Source organism: Ruegeria sp. D6 (genome assembly GCF_056534365.1).
In genome coordinates, this window is the sequence record NZ_JBQFPH010000003.1 from 158,338 (window position 1) to 175,227 (window position 16,890).

The window sequence follows — 16,890 nt, forward strand, 5'->3', positions numbered from 1 at the left end:
CCAGTTGGCAAGCGGGGTCTGCGCGACGACTACAAACTCGACAATCCTGTATCCAGCGCTGACAGGATCTTGGCAACATCGTCGGATGTGACAATCAGAGGTGGGGAAATGATGATGTTGTTGCCAGATACGCGCACCATCACACCATCCTCATAAGCTGCCTTTTGCACCTGTATTGGCAGTTGTTTGGCAATCGGCGCTTTGGTTGCGCGGTCCGAGACCAGCTCCAGCGCGCACATAAGGCCCTCGCCCCCTCGGACGTCACCGATCACCTCGTGCTTTTCAGCCAGTTTCTTCAAGCCCTCGAACAGCTCATCCCCGCGTGCTGCAGCGTTTTCCCAAATCCGCAGACGATTGATTTCTGAAAGAGCCGCCAGTGCCGCCGCCGCGCCGACGGGGTGACCGGAATAGGTGTATCCCTGATCAACGGATGCCAACCCGGTTGTGTCATTTTCAAATACCTCGGCAACTGCCCCCGAGATCATAGCGGCGCCAAACGGGAAATAACCATTGGTGATCGCCTTGGCCGTCGTCATGATGTCAGGCTGGACGCCCCAATGTCTCGCTCCGCTTTCACTACCGGTTCGACCAAACGCCGTGATGATTTCGTCTGAGATCAGCAGAATACCGTTCTTCGAACAAACCTCACGCACCATGGGCATAAAGCTTTTGTGCGGCGGAATTACACCGCCAGCGCCCAAAATCGGCTCCATGATGAAGGCGGCAACCGTGTTGGCCCCTTGGAACGCAATCTCGGCTTTAAGCGCTTTGACGCAAAGCTGAGCCAGGCGTTCAGGGTCGGTTTCGTCAAACGGGTTGCGATAGGTCCAAGGCGCAGGCACATGAAAACAGCCTGGCATCATGGGTTCATACACGGCGCGGAACTTCTGATTGCCGTTAACCGAAGCGGCAGCGAAATGGGTGCCGTGGTATCCCTGCTTAAGGCTGATGAACTTGGTGCGACCAGGCTCACCCCGAACTTTGTGGAACTGACGCGCAAGCTTTAGTGCGATTTCCACAGAATCCGATCCGCCCGAGGTGAAAAAGGCGCGTGTCAGCCCGTCAGGGGCAAAGAACTGCGCCAGTTCGTAAGACAGCTCGATCGCCTTGTCGTTGCTCGTGCCCCGGAAGGTCGAATAATAAGGCAGGGCGTATAGCTGGTCGGCGATCGCCTGTTTCACCGGATCGCAAGAATAGCCCAGGTTGACGTTCCAAAGGCCACCTACGGCGTCGATGGCCTTGTGCCCGTCCACATCGATGATGCTAACCCCTTCCCCGCCGGTCAGAATGGTCGGAGGGTTGTTCCGGCTGTCGGCCGGGTGCGCCATCGGATGCCAGAAATGGCGGGCGTTGTTCTCCTTAAGAAAGTTGGAGTCTTTCATGTTGCGGTTCTCCGGGGTTGTCCACTTTCGCTCATGGGTGGAACTCGGTTGGAAAGGCCTCGGGCATTTGGCCGCCGAAATTTGCGGTCAGATCGCGCGAGAGGGATTGAAGGGATTTCAGGATCAAGGGCAGGCGCTCATAAGTGGCTCTAATCTCGGGCACGGCGATCGAAATGGTTCCAAGGGCGATTTGATCGATGCCAAAGATTGGCGTTGCAAAACCAAAAACACCTTCTTCGTAGCTGCCGTTGCTGTTGGCCCAGCCAGCCCGCTGGATCAGAGCAACTTTTTCCTTGATCAGATCCGGGTCTGTCAGGGTGGATTCGGTGAAACGTACCTGCGCTTCCTGATCCAGACGATCCAGCAGGAAAGGTGGGCCAAAGCTGAGCATACATAGACCCGCCGCAGTCGCGTTGACCGGGATTATCTCGCTTGGATCAAGGCTGACGCGAACGCTGTGCTTGGTTGTCTCAACCACGATGGCGGTTTGCAGGCTGCCCTGTTCCAGCAGCGTTAGGTGCAGGCTTTCGCCAACCTCCTGCATGGCCAAGTGCATTTTTTGGCGCGCGCCTTCAAGGCCGGGTTTGGCAATCTCGCGCAGTGCCGCAAGCCGCAGCGCAGCTGGTCCGATGGTATATGTCTTTGACTGCGGGTTTTGTTCGATCAACCCGAATTCTTCAAGCGCTCGTAGGTGACGCAGGGCTGTCGCCTTATTCAACCCTGACAGGCGCGCGGCCTGACTCAGGCCAATTTCGGCCATCGTATTTGAGAATAAGTCCAGCATTTTTAGGGCATTAAGCGCGGCACCCATGTGTTTTGCCTCCTTCCGCTGAGGTTATCCTTGACAGAATGAACTTAACAAAGCAAGATTATTATTGTTAACACGGTTCAATTAATGAACCATCCACTGGGAGGTGTAAATGAAAAAGTTTATTGCGGCAGCCGTGATGGCCGCCTCGGCAACGGCCGCTTTGGCAGAATACCCCGAAAAGCCGGTATCCTTTGTGGTTCCTTGGCCTCCGGGTGATCTTGAAGATGTCCTGACCAGAATGATCGCAGATGAATTTCAGGCGATGTACGGGGTACCGGCAGCTGTTGTGAACAAGCCCGGCGGCGGTGGTGGTCCTTTCCCCGGCGCAGTCGAAGTCGCCACAGCACCGGCGGATGGCTATACGATCGGGTCGTTTGTGATTGGTGTTCCGGTCATCGGGCCCGAGATTGGTATTCCTGAATTGAACCCGAACCCGTTTGAACCGATCGGCATCTTCCTGACCTACCCGTTCGTAATCGCATCGAGCAAAGACGCCCCGTTCCAAAGCTGGGATGAGTTGGTGGAACACGGCAAGTCAAACGACGTGGCACTCGGCCACTTTGGCTCGGTTCTGCCACCCACGCAGGTTACTTTTGCCGCCGCTGTCAGCAGCGGTTTCGACTTTGCCAGCGAAGCCGCGTTCGATGCGCTGGACTGCAACACCTTGGCGTCCGGTGACGTTGATGTCATCAACACCACGCTCCAGCTTATTCTGCCCTGTCTGGATGAAGTGAACGTGCTGGCCAGCATCGGCGGCGACCGGATCGCTCTGGTACCGGATACGCCGACAGTGGTTGAGCTTAACCCAGACCTGCCATTGGCGCTGTGGAACGGATTGTTTGTTCACAAAGACACGCCGCCCGAGGCTCGCGAAAAAATCACCGCCGCAGCCCAAAAAGCACTGCAATCGGACAAGGCTAAAAAGCTTGCCGAAGAAACCGGTGCGCTGATCTATTGGCAGGATCCCGATGCTTCGAATGCACAGATCGAGCAAGATAAAGCGTCATTCGCCAAAATAGAAGAAATTCTAGGCGAGTAACACCCCGGATCGAGGCGCGGGCAGTGATTTCCGCGCCTTCTTCATAGGGCTGGGAGGATGAAATGATCGCAAGAACGCTTCAGGACATGTTCAAACGGTATCGCCGTCCGGGTGATATTGTCTTTGCCGTATTGTTCCTGGCTTTCTCGGTGTTTCTACTGTCTCAGCTTGGGGAGCAGACGCAGGTCGTCAAACGGACCAAATGGTTTGCTCAACCCGGTCTGTGGCCCACCGTTGCCGTGTGGTGCATGGTCTTGTTCAGCTTTTTGCATTGGCTCAGCTCTGCCTTATCCGATCGGATAGATGGTCGTTGGGCCGAGGTCGGGTTTTGGGTCCGGTCTCTGGAATATGTGGCTTATTTCCTGATTTATGTCCTACTGGTGCCACAGCTTGGCTATCTGCCGTCCACCATGTTGTTCGCGGTGTTTCTGACGCTGCGTTCAGGGTTTCGAGGCTCGGGCGCGATCGGCATCGCAGCCCTGTTCGGCTTCGTCGTCACCATCGTGTTCCGAGCGTTTCTGCAAGTCAAAATCCCGGCAGGGGCTGTCTATGAATACCTTCCCGACTCGATCCGCGCCTTTGCGCTAACGTATTTGTAGGGAGGCACGTATGGATACCCTTCTGTCCGGTGTTTCAATCCTGCTGCAATGGCAGGTCATCGTGGCCTTGTTCATCGGCTCGATCGGTGGTGTCATCATCGGCGCGCTGCCCGGTGTGGGCGCTGCCGTTGCCATCGCCATCCTGTTGCCCGCAACCTTTGCCTTTGAGCCCATCGTCGGTCTGACCTTGTTGTTGGGTATTTACGGATCATCCATGTATGGCGGCGCGATCCCGGCCATCCTGATCAACACGCCCGGCACGGCGGTCAATGCGCTGACGACCTATGATGGCTATCCAATGACCAAGCGCGGCCAAGGCCACAGGGCGTTATCGCTGGCTTATTCAGCTTCATTCTTCGGGGGGGTCTTTGCCATCATCTGCCTGATGGTCCTCTCGCCCGTGTTGGCCATGATCGCGCCGCATTTTGGCAGCCGCGAGATTTTTCTGGCCGCGTTGCTAGGTATTGTTCTGGTCGTTTTAGCCCATCGAGGACAGATCTTTGCAGCAGGTATGCTTGCTGCATTTGGCGTCTTTTTGAACACGGTCGGGCTGGAGCCCGTCAAATATACGCGCCGCTATACATTCGATCAAAGTTGGCTGGCGTCAGGCGTTGACCTGATCGTGGTTGTGCTGGGCCTGTTTGCGCTCAGCCAGGCTTTTCTTTTGCTGTTGGAAAAGAACCACGCTCCAGAGGACACCCATGTCAGCGGGAATATCTTTGCAGGTTTGAAGGAACTGTTGGGCCTGAAACGGATCGCTACCGTTTCTTCAAGCATCGGGGTATTCATGGGCATGGTGCCGGGAACGGGTGAGTTCACTTCGCAGTTTCTGTCCTACACCTATGCTCAGAAAAGCTCGAAAAATCCCGACAAATTCGGCGATGGCTCGCCCGAAGGGTTGGTGGCATCCGAAGCCGCGAACAACGCCGTGCCGGGGGCAGCGATGATCCCCCTACTCGCCCTCGGTATACCCGGCGAAGCGCTTACGGCGATGATGCTGTCGGTCTTCTATGTTCACAACGTGATCCCCGGCCCGCAACTGTTTGAGAACCAGATGGATTTCGTCATGGCCCTATATATGGCGCTGATCCTGCTGAATGTGATCGTTCTGGTCTTTCTGCTGTTTTCTACAAACCTGCTGCTTAAGATCATTCAGATTCCCACACGCTTCCTGGGTGTGATGATCCTGATCTTAGCCTTTGTCGGGGTTTATAGTTTACGCAACTCGATCACCGATTGCGCGATCGCTGCTGGGTTTGGTGTCTTTGGCCTAATCCTCAAACGGCTTGATCTGCCAATTGTTCCAATCATCCTGGGTATGGTTTTGGGCGGAATCATGGAAACCAAACTTCGCAGCGCAATGGCTCGGGTCAAGACGCCGCTGGACTTCATCGACCGGCCCATCGCAGCCATTCTGTTCGGCCTGATTGTGCTGATCCTGATCCTGCATTTCCGCACGCTGTACTACGAGTTCAAAAACAAGCTACGCCCCGAACCCCATGTCCCAGCCGTGGATTCCGACCACCCGAACCAACAAGGATAGCTTTCATGGATCAGTCTTCCATCGATGCCTTGCGCGTGCAGGAGATTGCCCCACGCGGACACTTTATCAATGGCGATTTCCGTGCCGGTGAAACTGGCGCCCTGCATGAGGTGCTGTCGCCCATCGACGGCCAGCCTCTCGCTCAAATCGCCGAGGGCAACCCGGCGGATATTAATGCAGCGGTACATGCCGCGCGGGCAGCGTTTGAGGATGGCCGGTGGTCGCGCATGGCTCCAGCAGGACGCAAGAAGGTTCTGCTGAAACTGGCGGATCTGATCGAATCCCGCGCGCTTGAGATCGCGGTGCTGGGCGTACGCGACAACGGAACCGAGATCAATATGGCCTATAAGGCCGAGGCGCTCTCGGCTGCGGCCACTTTCCGCTACTATGCCGAAGCCATCGACAAGATTTACGGGCAGATTGCCCCGACGAGCAACGATGTTCTTGGCCTCGTACATCATGCGCCTGTCGGAGTTGTCGGGGCGATTGTGCCTTGGAATTTCCCGTTGATGATCGGCAGTTGGAAAATCGCCCCTGCCCTTGCGGCGGGCAACTCCATCGTCTTGAAGCCTGCAGAAAGCGCATCGCTCAGCCTGCTTAAAATCGCTGAGCTGGCTGCCGAAGCCGGAGTTCCGGATGGCGTCTTCAACGTGGTGACCGGGCGCGGGTCGGTCGTGGGGGAAACTTTGGCCTTGTCGATGGATGTGGACATCATGGTCTTCACAGGATCCGGCGCGACAGGTCGGCGACTGCTGGAATACTCGGCGCGGTCCAATCTGAAACGCTGCTATCTGGAATTGGGTGGCAAGTCTCCGAATATTGTTTTCGCTGACGCGCCCGATTTGGCGGAAGCTGCAAAGGTCTCGGCTGCCGGGATTTTCCGCAACTCCGGACAGGTCTGTATCGCGGGCTCGCGCCTGCTGGTGCAGCAGGACATCTACGAGGATTTTGTCGCCGAGATCACGCGCTACGCCGCAGCCTTTCGCGTTGGTGATCCGTTGAACCTGAACAGCCAGATTGGTGCCGTGCACAGCCTGCCCGAGTTAGAGGCCAATTTGGAGTTCGTTACCAAGGCCGAAGCTGAAGGTGCCGAACGTCGTACGGGCGGAAACCGCATTCTGACCGAAACCGGGGGCTACTATATGTCCCCCACAGTTATGGCAGGTGTCAAAGAAACGGATCATCTGTTTCAGAACGAAGTCTTCGGCCCAGTCTTGGCCGTGACCCCGTTCAATGACGAAGCCGAGGCGATCCGGCTTGCCAATGCCACAGTCTATGGGCTCGCAGGCGCAGTCTGGACCTCGAACCTCAGTCGCGCGCATCGCATGGTGGCCGAAGTGCGGACCGGGGTCATGCATGTGAACACCTATGGCGGCTCGGACCTGACCGTTCCGCTTGGGGGCGTGGGTCAATCCGGGAATGGGCATGACAAATCTTTGCACGCGCTTGAGAAGTACTTTGAATTGAAAACCGCCTGGATAAAGCTCTGACTGCGGGGCGTCTGAACGACATGTCTTCACCGCTTTGTCTGAGGCCCATAGGTCGCATGAATAGGAGGAACCAATGACCACAAAGACAATCCTGCTGATTGGGACCTACGACACGAAGGAACCCGAGATGCGGTTCATCGAACAGGCGATCAAGGCGCAGGGCGCGGATGTGTTGACGATGGATGTCTCGGTATTGGGCGACCCTTTGGAGCCAACCGACATCTCCAAGCACGACGTCGCCCAAGCGGCTGGAATGACCATCGAAGATGTCATCGCACAAGGGGACGAGAACAAAGCCTTTCGCGTGATGTCAGACGGTGCCTCAAAGGCCGTTACCCAAGCCTATGCGGATGGGCGATTTGACGGGATGCTGGCGACCGGGGGCACTATGGGCACCGATCTGGCCCTGGACTGTGCACAGGCCTTGCCCATGGGGGTGCCTAAATACATCGTGTCGACCGTCAGTTTTTCTCCGCTGATCCCGCCGCACCGACTGGCTCCGGACATTCAGATGATCCTGTGGGCCGGGGGGCTCTATGGTATGAATTCGATCTGCCAGTCTTCGCTTGCGCAAGCGGCCGGCGCTGTTGTTGGTGCCACAAAGGCTGCCACAATACCGGATCGCAGCAAACCGCTGATTGGGATGACCAGTCTTGGATCCTCGTGTTTGCGCTACATGAAAACGCTCAAACCAGCGCTGGAAGAGCGCGGGTTCGAGGTTGCCGTTTTTCATTCCACCGGAATGGGCGGCATGGCTTTCGAAAAACTGGCGGGTGAAGGGGCGTTTGCCTGCGTCATGGACTTCTGCATGCAGGAATTCGGGAACCTGATGGCGGGTTCCGTGATCTCCAGCGGTGAGGATCGCGTGACAAATGCCGGGCGTGTGGGCACACCACAGCTGGTTGCGCCAGGCGCGCTGGACCTTTTGGACTTTGCCGGATGGCAGGACATCCCTGACCAGTATGCCGACCGTCCATTTCATGAACACAACCGCCTGATAAAAAGCTCGGTCTTCAATGGCGATGAACGCCGTGCCTGGGTGCGGGAGCTTGCCAACCGATTGGAGGCCGCAACTGGCCCGGTTCACTTTTTTCTGCCCGTTCACGGGGTCGAAGCCTGGGACAAGGAGGGTGAAGAGGCGTATGATCCCGAAGCCCTGGCCGAGATGATGGATGAGGCCCGTAAAGTCATGCCCGGGCGCGTTCCTATGACCGAAATAGACGCACATATCAACGATGCCGCGTTTTGCGATCATGTATTGGCCCAGTTCGATGAATGGGTCGCAGAAGGCGTGGTCGCAACATAAATTCGGGATTTACGCCCGTCTTTATGATATACACGCAGGTCAAACACAGCCTCGGTGGCGGTGAGTTCGGGCGCATTCTTCCACGTGCGGCCGACTTGCAGCTGGATGCATAACCATCACCGCTTGGATACTTGTTAAAGACTATTTTTCGGCGGAACCGTGTCGCCGGTTCAAGGTAGCCAAAGACCTGCGCAGTAAGTGAAGAATTGAACTCAACAAATGCCCAGGATTAGCGACCCGTTCCGCCGGTGACGTTGCCAATATTGAGCGGCAACCAAACCGTTGGACCCGCATTTAGACGATCGGTCCAACCCATGAAAGGAGCGAGGAAATGCTAACCACGATTGCGATTTGGTATCTGAACCCAGAAACCCGGTCCGAAGGTATTGCTGCACTCCGGCGGCTTGCTAGAGACGTCAAGAAAAACGAACCTGATACCTGGGGTTACCTTGTGCACTCAGGTGGCGCGGACTCGGTCCCGCCATGCGATGACGATAAGATTGTGTTCGTGGAAATCTACAAAAACGAAAAGGCATTTAAAAAACACCTGAGCAAAGGATCGGACTTTTCGAAGTTCCTGAAAAAAAGTGGTCACCTTTTTCTTTCTGCCCCAGGGAGCAAGAGCCCATTCTTTCAGGTCATGAACGTTGATCGCATTCAGGGATTCGTACGCCCCGAAGCTGGGTCGAGCAACGGCTAAAGCTAGGTCGGGCGATCCCGTCCGCCCCAAGGAAACCCTGTAATTTTGTTGATCCACGGGGCTTTGCGCCGGGTAAAGTTGCAGCCTGGTTCATCCATCAGGAATTGTTGGGCGACGCATTGTTGATATTATGTTATAAGAAGCCGTGATTTCGTTCTATCGTTTCTAATTTTGACCTGATCTATCTAAACTTACGAAGGCGACCATTTTGGTAAGTCCTGACGTTAATTGCCCAAATTGTGGTTCGGCCAATCCTGCCGGATCGAAATATTGCCAAAGCTGTGGAAACGCCCTGTCCCTTACGTGTACAGCGTGCGGAGCCCCAGCTTTGCGAAAGGCAAAGTTCTGCACGGCCTGCGGTGCGTCTTTGGTCGGATCAGCGTCGGTCAAAAACTCAGAGCCAGACAATTCACCGCCACTAACGCCCGCACCCGAAAATGTTGCGGAACGACGGCAACTAACCGTCATGTTCTGCGATCTGGTTGGTTCTACCGCGTTGTCCGAAAAATTTGATCCCGAAGACTATCGTGAGCTTATCACCCAATATCGCGATCTGGTCGGTAGCACGGTTGCGAAATTTGGCGGTGAGATCGCAAACTATGCGGGTGATGGTGTTGTAGCTGTCTTTGGTTACCCCGTCGCGCAAGAGGCGAGTCACTATTCGGCCGCGCTGTGCGCGCTTGAAATTACCCAGATGGCAGAGGGTATTGAAGTTGGATTTTCCAGCCAGCCGGTTGCGACCAACGTTCGTATCGGAATTCACACTGGACCCGTTGTTGTTGGCACCGCCAACAGCTCTTCATTGGACGAAAAGATGTGGCTGTTCGGAGACACACCGAACGTGGCGGCCCGTATTCAGTCCGTTGCCGAGGTCGGGCAAGTCGTGATCTCCGAGGTGACGCGACGCCTGATTGGTGAACGGCTCGACTTTGTGTCTTTGGGCGCGCCGCAATTGGCAGGGATTAGCGCTCCGCTAGAGCTGTTTGAGGCCCGGCAGAAGGTTTTGGGGTTCGAAACGGGGCGCAAAGACTTTTCACACGACAAAACACCAACCATCGGTCGGACGGCGGAAATTGCCTTGGTCCGATCTCGGTGGGAGGGTGCGCTGGAAGGTGAAGGGCAAGTGCTGTTGCTGACCGGCGATGCGGGTGTCGGAAAGTCTAAGATCGCCTTTGGGTTGAGCGATGATCTGGCCGAAGAAGATGCGTCGCAATTCATTCTGTTCGGCTCACCGCTTCATCAAAGCAGCGCATTTTACCCGATAAAAAACGCGCTTACGGCGTTGACCGGAATGACACCTGATGAGACTCCAGAACAGAACCGAGCTAAGATCATCGGGTTTTTGTCTGAACTCGGTCTCGATGATCCTGACTGTGTTATGCCCATTCTGCGCCTAGTGGCGCTGGAAGACACTTCAATCCCGGCTGAACCAATGGCGCCTGAACGGGAAAAGGGTGCGTTGATCGAAGCGTTGCTGCGGCTTTGCGCAGGATTAGAACAATCTTCACCGCTGATGTTGTTGCTGGACGACGTACATTGGTTCGATGCTTCCACGCTTGAGTTTGTCGACGGATGGGTTGAACAACTATCAAGTAGACGCTGCCTGGTCTTGATGACCGCCCGCAGTGAATTCCAGTCACCCTGGCGAAACCAGTCACATGTCACCACCTTGGAGCTGAACCGTCTGGTCCGGCGCGATATCTTCAAACTGGTTGAAAGCATTTCGGGGATCCGGCCTTCGGATGAGGTTCTGACCCAGTTGGCAGACCGAACCGATGGCGTGCCGCTGTTTGTCGAAGAACTGACCAAAATGGCGATGGAATCCGGTCTGCTGGTAAGCCGGGGGCAAAGTAAGGCCGAGTTGTCCATGGCGATTCCGGAGTCTCTGCAGGATTCCTTGATGGCCAGGCTGGACCGATTATCCGCCAGCCGCGAGATCGTGCAGGTCGCTGCTGCAATCGGGCGCAACTTTGAAAGAAACCTGCTTAGCTACGTTTTGAAATGGAGCGACCAGGAAATCACCAGAGCGCTGGAGCAGCTACTTGAAACAGAGTTGATTGTTCCCGCCGGGCTAAGAGGCGTGGAAGACACATACCGGTTCCGTCACGCCTTGGTACAGGATGCGGCGTATCAATCCATGCTGCGTTCGACAGCGTCCAGATGGCACGGTCAAATCGCGGCGGTTCTTGAAGAGAACTACAAGGAAATTGTTAAACACGAGCCAGAGATTCTGGGCCATCACTATTGGCGGGCCGGTGATTATTTGGCGGCCGAGCTCAACCTTATGCGGGCCGCGCGCCAGGCATTGGATCATTCTGCAAATGTTGAGGCCATCACCCATCTGCAACATGCCCTGGAATGTCTGCAGGAACTGCCTGCTTCGCAAGACCGCGACCGGCGCGAGATTGATCTGCAAATCACCATCGCGGTTCCGTTGGCGTTTGTACGAGGATACGCACACAATTCGGTCCTTTCCGCCTATGCCCGGGCACAAAATTTGTGTCGTGAATACGGCGAAACAGAGCGGTTGTTCAAAGTCGTCTATGGCCAGTTCCGATCGACAATGCTGGGGGGCGAATATGCTGTATCGAAACAGAATGCGGATCGCCTGGTGTCGCTTTGTCAGGATCTGAAAAGCCCTCTTGCCATTGTATCCGCCGAGAGATCACTTGGCTCGCTGCAGACATATCTTGGCCAGCCGCAGGACGCCCTAACGCATCTGCAGGCAGGGATTGATGTCAATCTGTCGCTTGAGCACCGGTTCATGGGGCTGGATTTTGACGTCGTTGATCTATCCGTCGCGCTTCAGGGATATCGTGCGCTGTCTTGCTGGTTGTCGGGCGACACGAAAAGCGCTTTGGAAGCGATCGAAAAGGCCGTGCTTCACGCTGAAGAAACAGCGCATCCCTTCAGTCAATCCTTTGCAAATGCATTTCTGGGTTGGATCTCGCAGTTCCGCGGCGATGAAGACCTTGTACTGGAAAGCTCGGCCAATCTGATTGCGCTGTCAGAGGAGTACTCGTTTCAGTTCTGGCGTGGATGGGCGCGGATCATGAACGGATGGGCACGCCGGAACGAGTTGGGCGACGGCGCGCTGAAGGAAATCGAACTTGGTCTTCAGGAATGGCGGGATACCGGCTGCCGGCTGGGGTTGAGTTTCTTTCTGTATCTTTATGCAGACGCGGCCATCCTGCACGGACATCTCGAACTCGCAGAAGAGCTTTTGGACGAAGCCGAGCAGATCACGTTGGGTGGGGGGGAACAATTCTGGATTGTCGGTTTGACCCGGCTAAGAGGACGTCTGTCGCTTGCCCAAGGTCATGAAGAAGCGTGTATCGATCATTTCGAGCAGGCTGTCAGTTTGGCGCTGGACCGCGGGCATTTTGGTCCACTGCTGCGTACGATCAAAGAGCTGGCAAAGCTTGATCCACCCCCCGATTGCCTGAACCGGATCAAAAAAGCGGTTGAAGAAGTCGCCGGGTTCGATGGTCCGGATTTGGCCGAGACACGCGCTATTCTGAATAAACTTGGAACTGCAAAAACGGAGAGCTCATCACAGGACATTTGAAAAATACGAGATAGTCAAAGCCAGTCGGGAGGACATAGCCATTATGACTAAGAAGAAATCAAAAGGTGACCGCTGCCATCAGACGAATGTCACCGGTGTCATGCCAAAACTGCCCAAGCAGTTTGATACGTTTCCCTTCTATTATGCCTCTCTGCAATGCCAATGGATGTATTGGTATACCTCGGTCGAAGCCGCCAAACCCTTCGTCAAGGGTACAGGATTGTGCGTGGCGGAGTTCCCCGATGAAAATGGAAAGAACAAAGCTGTCATTCTATTGAATTTTCAACGCTACACCGCCCACTATGACAATTCCTTGGGCTTTGTGAACGAGGTTGAATTTAACCTTCTGGCTTACCCTTCGAACCGGGTGCCCGGCGTTCCGAAGATGTCCCTGACCGAGTATCTGCACGGCCGCGATCAGACCAAGACCATCGGGCATCTGCGAATACACGTAGCCGCAGACAATGCGGTTGCTGTCAAGGCTGGGCGTCAGGCCTTTGGCGAGCCCAAGTTTCTGGGGCAGTTCAATTACAAAGTGCCGTCGCTGAACGCCAAGATGAAAGGCCATCCGCCAATCTCTCCGAAATCCTGGTGGATTCAATTGGTCAACCCCGACGACCCGCAAACCATCGTCTACGATTTGACCGCCGATTTGGGAAAGCTCAGTGGTAATCAGTGGACGACAACAAATTGCACTCCGATCCCAGAATTCGCGACCGGTCTTGGCCGCACTGTTTGGACCCGCTGGACAATCTCGGGCCTCTTCGAAACTGCAATGCTGAACAACAAGGACGGCAAGCGCATCGCCAAGACATTCAAACTGAAACTCGGCAACAACGATTTCCCGATGACACGGGACATGCATCGGTTGTTCACCGACTTCACCCCTGTCGCCGTACAGGTTTTTGAAAGCCCCCCCGCCTGCTTCGAGCCGCGCGGGTTCTACGTGGATGCCATTGATGGAGACCGCCATGACACAGCATGACAACAGTCCCGCCCATCAGGCCTTCCTGACGGTCAGCGCGGCATTGACGGGTTACAATAGTGCCGAGTTGCAAGGGACCGGGTGCACCGGGGAATACTGGCATCAATTCCGACAGGTTCTACCAGAAGAGATTTTGAGCCGGTTTCTGTCTCACGCTCAATCCCTCGGCCAAGGGGACGATGATCAGATTATCCGCCAAACATACCTGTCGGACAGGTGCCTTGGCCCGATTGCACGTTCGCTGATTCAGCTTTGGTACACGGGTCAGTGGGTCCCGCTTTCGCAAGAATGGCGCGAAAGCTACGGCGCTTCTCGCTTTGATGTGGTCAAGATCATCTCGACACGCTCGTACAAGGAAGGGTTGGTCTGGGACGCCATCGGTGCCCATCCCATGGGGGCAAAGCAGCAGGGTTTTGGTGCTTGGGCGCTTGAACCTCCTCGGAAACGGGAGGCGGGCCAATGAACGCGATTACAGACGACGACAGAACCTATGATGTGGTCATTGTAGGGGCAGGATTTTCCGGTGCCATTCTGGCGAAAGAGCTTGTGTCAGCAGGGCATACAGTTCTGATCCTCGAGGCCGGTGCAGATCACGGTAAAACGTGGGAGACCTACCGATCCTATCTGGATCAGTACTACCTCTCGTTGGCGAAAACACCGAACTCACCCTATCCGGATCTGCCGACTTTGCCGTCACCTTCGGTGCTGGACATTACGGCGGTTCGCGGCACCGAACCGGACACGAACGGGTACTTTGTTCAACGTGGCCCGTTGCCCTTCGGCAGCAACTATCTGCGTGCCTATGGCGGAACCTCCTTGCATTGGCTGGGCACCAGCCTTCGGATGATGCCCGCAGATTTCGAAATGCAGAGCAGGTTCGGCCAAGGGGTCGATTGGCCATTTGGCTACAAGGATATTCGATCCGACTATGAAAGAGCCGAGTGGGAAATCGGCGTCTCTGCGGACGCCGAGGAACAGACACCCAGAGCATTGGGAATAAAGACCTCGGGCAAGCATGATAACCGGGGGTACTTTGCTAAAGGATATGACTTCCCCATGCACTCGATACCCTCGTCTTATATCGACGGGTTCTTTGCCCGGGCAGACGGCATGCCCATTGAAATTGGCGAAGACCCTAAAGATACAGTTAGACTGAAAGTCTCACGCACTCCACAAGGCCGCAACTCAACCCCGCGCAAGCCAAAAAATGCCAATGGCATACCTGTGGGCCGTAAGATGAGGCATCAGTTTCGCCCGCGAGGATCGACCGGTCCATTTGCTTATATGGGCCAACGATGCGAGGGCAACTCAAGCTGCATCCCGATCTGCCCAATCCAGGCAAAATACAATGCGATGAAGACGCTGGAAGATGCCAAGCACATTCGCAAACATCACATGAAGACCATCACGCAAGCCGTGGCGTCCAAGGTCGAGCTTGCCGAAAGCGGTCGGGTTTCGGGTATCGTCTACAAGAAATACCCGTTCCCCGGTGTCGCGCAATACGAATTGCGCCGGGCCAAAGGCAAACAATACGTCCTTGCCGGTGGTGCGGTGGAAAACGTGACACTCGCGCTGGCTTCCGAGATTTGTCGGACCAGCGGCGAATTGGGCCGCAACCTGATGGATCATCCCTACATGATGACTTGGGGTTCCGCGCCCGAGCCGGTTGGTCCGTTTCGTGGGCCGGGATCGACGTCAAGCTACGCCAATTTCCGGGACGGGACCTTTCGTGACAGAACTGCCGCGCATAGGCTCGAGATCGGAAACTGGGGCTGGAACTTTGCCACCGGGGCCCCAAACACGGATGTGGCGCGCTCTGTTGAACAGGAGAACCTCTTTGGCAAAGCGCTTCGTGACAAATTATATCACGATGTTCAAAGACAGGTTCGCATCGGCACGATGGTCGAACAACTGCCCCGCTCGACCAACCGAGTCACGATTGATCCCGCCTATCGCACACCGATGGGTGAATATCGCCCTGTGATCAGCTATGATCTGGATGACTATTCGCGGGCCGGTTTGGCAACTGCCTATGACACTTGCACCCAGATTTTTCAGCGCCTGGGCATTCGAAACCACACGGCCTACAACCCATCTGACGCCGGATATTTCACCTATGACGGCCGGGGATACACGTTCTTTGGCGCAGGTCATCTTGTCGGAACCCATCGGATCGGAACGCACCCGCGCAATTCGGTGACTAATGACGTAATGCGAACCTGGGATCACGACAATTTGTGGATGGTAGGCGCCGGATCGATGCCAACAATCGCAACATCGAACCCGACACTCACGATGTCGGCAATGGCTTACCGAGCCTCCAGAGCAATATCGGATGCTGTTCGGAAAGGGGGTGCAAAATGACCTCGAAAGACAAATTGGAGAAAGAGCGCGCGACACTGTGTAAACTGTTTCAGGACGCGCTTATTCTTGAACTCACTACCATTCCTCCCTATGCGACTGCGTGTTATTCGATCCTCGAACAAGGCCAGTATGACCGGTCTGAGCCAACAATCGTAAACGCCGAACCCATCGAAGTGATCCGGCAGGTTATGGTCGAAGAAATGCTGCACATGGTTCTTGCGGCGAATGTCATGAATTCGATAGGCGGAACTCCGGAGCTGAACAATCCTAAGCTGCTACCCAAATACCCCCAGCCACTGCTAAACGGGCGCGGTCCAACTGTTTATCTGCGCAGGTTTACGCCAGACCAAATCAAGAGCTTTCGTGCGGTTGAAACGGCACCAAAAGATGAAAGAGCTGCGAAAAGCGGTGATTATCATACGATCGGAGGTTTTTACATCTACATCCGGGAAAGGTTGCGCAAAGCCTGTGATACTTATGGGGATGCCGCGATTTTTACTGGTAATGAGGCACGACAAATCACCGACGCCGACTATTTCGGTGCTGGAGGTGAGGTGATCGAGGTGATTGGCACCCCGTCGCAGCGCCGTAAGGCCGCGCTGAAGGCGATAAAGAAAATCATGGATGAAGGGGAAGGCGCAGACCTTGGTCACAGAGCTGGCGACAATGACATCATCCCTGGCCCTGACCACCGCGAGGATGTTGCGCACTATTTCAAATTCAACGAAATCCTGCACAGCCGGTATTATAAGCCAGATGATAGCATAGACGGCCCGCCCACCGGTGGCGACCTCATCGTCGATTGGAGCGCGGTATCCCCGATGCGGGATGATCCGTCCGAAAAGGACTTCAAAAACGCGCCAGAGATCGCAGAAATATCTGCTGAATTTAACGCGGCCTGGTCCGGCCTGCTTGATGGTCTGCACATCGCGTTCAACACGGACAAGACTGCGCTAAGGTCATTGGTCCCAGCAATGTATGACATCAAGTCTCTGGCGCAGAAATTGATGCGTATTCCTTTGCCGGATGGATCAGGGGAAACTGCCGGACCAACCTGGACGTATCTTGCAAAGAGAAAGAGTTGATCGCTCGTTTCGTTGCAA

Annotated in this window: 13 protein-coding genes; 11 read left to right on the forward strand and 2 right to left on the reverse strand. The window is 55.3% G+C overall.

From position 1 onward, the window contains the following. Positions 1-29 precede the first annotated feature (29 nt). Together ACR0A1_RS12700 and ACR0A1_RS12705 are read right to left on the reverse strand one after the other, a co-directional pair. Positions 30-1,382 carry an aminotransferase class III-fold pyridoxal phosphate-dependent enzyme gene (locus ACR0A1_RS12700; protein ID WP_480867775.1) on the reverse strand — a complete coding sequence of 451 codons (1,353 nt, stop codon included), beginning with the start codon at positions 1,380-1,382 and terminating at the stop codon, positions 30-32. A gap of 31 nt (positions 1,383-1,413) precedes the next feature. Beyond that, positions 1,414-2,193 (reverse strand): IclR family transcriptional regulator, encoded by a 780-nt coding sequence (locus ACR0A1_RS12705; RefSeq protein WP_170596484.1) that lies wholly within the window; start codon positions 2,191-2,193, stop codon positions 1,414-1,416. A 109-nt stretch (positions 2,194-2,302) separates the two neighbouring features. On the opposite strand from ACR0A1_RS12705, the gene ACR0A1_RS12710 reads away from it, so the two are divergent. From ACR0A1_RS12710 to ACR0A1_RS12760, 11 genes are all read left to right on the forward strand, one after another. Beyond that, complete coding sequence (locus ACR0A1_RS12710) at positions 2,303-3,232, forward strand: tripartite tricarboxylate transporter substrate binding protein (RefSeq protein WP_170394012.1); 930 nt, start codon at positions 2,303-2,305, stop codon at positions 3,230-3,232. 62 nt (positions 3,233-3,294) lie between these two features. Further along, positions 3,295-3,831 (forward strand): tripartite tricarboxylate transporter TctB family protein, encoded by a 537-nt coding sequence (locus tag ACR0A1_RS12715; protein ID WP_170394014.1) that lies wholly within the window; start codon positions 3,295-3,297, stop codon positions 3,829-3,831. Between the two features lie 10 nt (positions 3,832-3,841). Further along, the gene (locus ACR0A1_RS12720) at positions 3,842-5,374 is read left to right on the forward strand and encodes a tripartite tricarboxylate transporter permease (RefSeq protein WP_170407148.1); all 1,533 of its coding nucleotides are present in this window, start codon (positions 3,842-3,844) and stop codon (positions 5,372-5,374) included. 5 nt (positions 5,375-5,379) lie between these two features. Next, on the forward strand, positions 5,380-6,864 hold the full coding sequence (locus ACR0A1_RS12725; protein WP_480867778.1) for an aldehyde dehydrogenase family protein: 1,485 nt from the start codon (positions 5,380-5,382) through the stop codon (positions 6,862-6,864). Positions 6,865-6,937: 73 nt separating this feature from the next. Continuing rightward, positions 6,938-8,170 carry a Tm-1-like ATP-binding domain-containing protein gene (locus tag ACR0A1_RS12730; protein ID WP_480867780.1) on the forward strand — a complete coding sequence of 411 codons (1,233 nt, stop codon included), beginning with the start codon at positions 6,938-6,940 and terminating at the stop codon, positions 8,168-8,170. A gap of 331 nt (positions 8,171-8,501) precedes the next feature. Then, positions 8,502-8,870, forward strand: a complete 369-nt coding sequence (locus ACR0A1_RS12735) for a putative quinol monooxygenase (protein WP_170561940.1) — start codon at positions 8,502-8,504, stop codon at positions 8,868-8,870. 208 nt (positions 8,871-9,078) lie between these two features. Beyond that, positions 9,079-12,438, forward strand: coding sequence for an adenylate/guanylate cyclase domain-containing protein (locus tag ACR0A1_RS12740; protein WP_480867782.1), 3,360 nt, complete (start codon positions 9,079-9,081; stop codon positions 12,436-12,438). Between the two features lie 43 nt (positions 12,439-12,481). Further along, positions 12,482-13,423 carry a hypothetical protein gene (locus ACR0A1_RS12745; protein ID WP_170422669.1) on the forward strand — a complete coding sequence of 314 codons (942 nt, stop codon included), beginning with the start codon at positions 12,482-12,484 and terminating at the stop codon, positions 13,421-13,423. Beyond that, a complete protein-coding gene (locus ACR0A1_RS12750; RefSeq protein WP_480867784.1) occupies positions 13,410-13,886 on the forward strand; it encodes a hypothetical protein in 477 nt (158 codons plus the stop codon). Before ACR0A1_RS12745 ends, ACR0A1_RS12750 begins: the two co-directional genes overlap by 14 nt. Further along, positions 13,883-15,787: a GMC family oxidoreductase gene (locus tag ACR0A1_RS12755; protein WP_480867786.1), complete on the forward strand. Its 1,905-nt coding sequence runs from the start codon at positions 13,883-13,885 to the stop codon at positions 15,785-15,787. Before ACR0A1_RS12750 ends, ACR0A1_RS12755 begins: the two co-directional genes overlap by 4 nt. Further along, complete coding sequence (locus ACR0A1_RS12760) at positions 15,784-16,872, forward strand: ferritin-like domain-containing protein (RefSeq protein ID WP_170394033.1); 1,089 nt, start codon at positions 15,784-15,786, stop codon at positions 16,870-16,872. The genes ACR0A1_RS12755 and ACR0A1_RS12760 overlap by 4 nt, the downstream gene beginning before the upstream one ends. Positions 16,873-16,890 lie beyond the last annotated feature (18 nt).

What these genes read in the sequence shown, in the direction of transcription:
- ACR0A1_RS12700 (WP_480867775.1), bottom strand. Translation starts at nt 1,382, where the DNA reads ATGAAAGACTCCAACTTTCTTAAGGAGAACAACGCCCGCCATTTCTGG.
- ACR0A1_RS12705 (WP_170596484.1), bottom strand. Translation starts at nt 2,193, where the DNA reads ATGGGTGCCGCGCTTAATGCCCTAAAAATGCTGGACTTATTCTCAAAT.
- ACR0A1_RS12710 (WP_170394012.1), top strand. Translation starts at nt 2,303, where the DNA reads ATGAAAAAGTTTATTGCGGCAGCCGTGATGGCCGCCTCGGCAACGGCC.
- ACR0A1_RS12715 (WP_170394014.1), top strand. Translation starts at nt 3,295, where the DNA reads ATGATCGCAAGAACGCTTCAGGACATGTTCAAACGGTATCGCCGTCCG.
- ACR0A1_RS12720 (WP_170407148.1), top strand. Translation starts at nt 3,842, where the DNA reads ATGGATACCCTTCTGTCCGGTGTTTCAATCCTGCTGCAATGGCAGGTC.
- ACR0A1_RS12725 (WP_480867778.1), top strand. Translation starts at nt 5,380, where the DNA reads ATGGATCAGTCTTCCATCGATGCCTTGCGCGTGCAGGAGATTGCCCCA.
- ACR0A1_RS12730 (WP_480867780.1), top strand. Translation starts at nt 6,938, where the DNA reads ATGACCACAAAGACAATCCTGCTGATTGGGACCTACGACACGAAGGAA.
- ACR0A1_RS12735 (WP_170561940.1), top strand. Translation starts at nt 8,502, where the DNA reads ATGCTAACCACGATTGCGATTTGGTATCTGAACCCAGAAACCCGGTCC.
- ACR0A1_RS12745 (WP_170422669.1), top strand. Translation starts at nt 12,482, where the DNA reads ATGACTAAGAAGAAATCAAAAGGTGACCGCTGCCATCAGACGAATGTC.
- ACR0A1_RS12750 (WP_480867784.1), top strand. Translation starts at nt 13,410, where the DNA reads ATGACACAGCATGACAACAGTCCCGCCCATCAGGCCTTCCTGACGGTC.
- ACR0A1_RS12755 (WP_480867786.1), top strand. Translation starts at nt 13,883, where the DNA reads ATGAACGCGATTACAGACGACGACAGAACCTATGATGTGGTCATTGTA.
- ACR0A1_RS12760 (WP_170394033.1), top strand. Translation starts at nt 15,784, where the DNA reads ATGACCTCGAAAGACAAATTGGAGAAAGAGCGCGCGACACTGTGTAAA.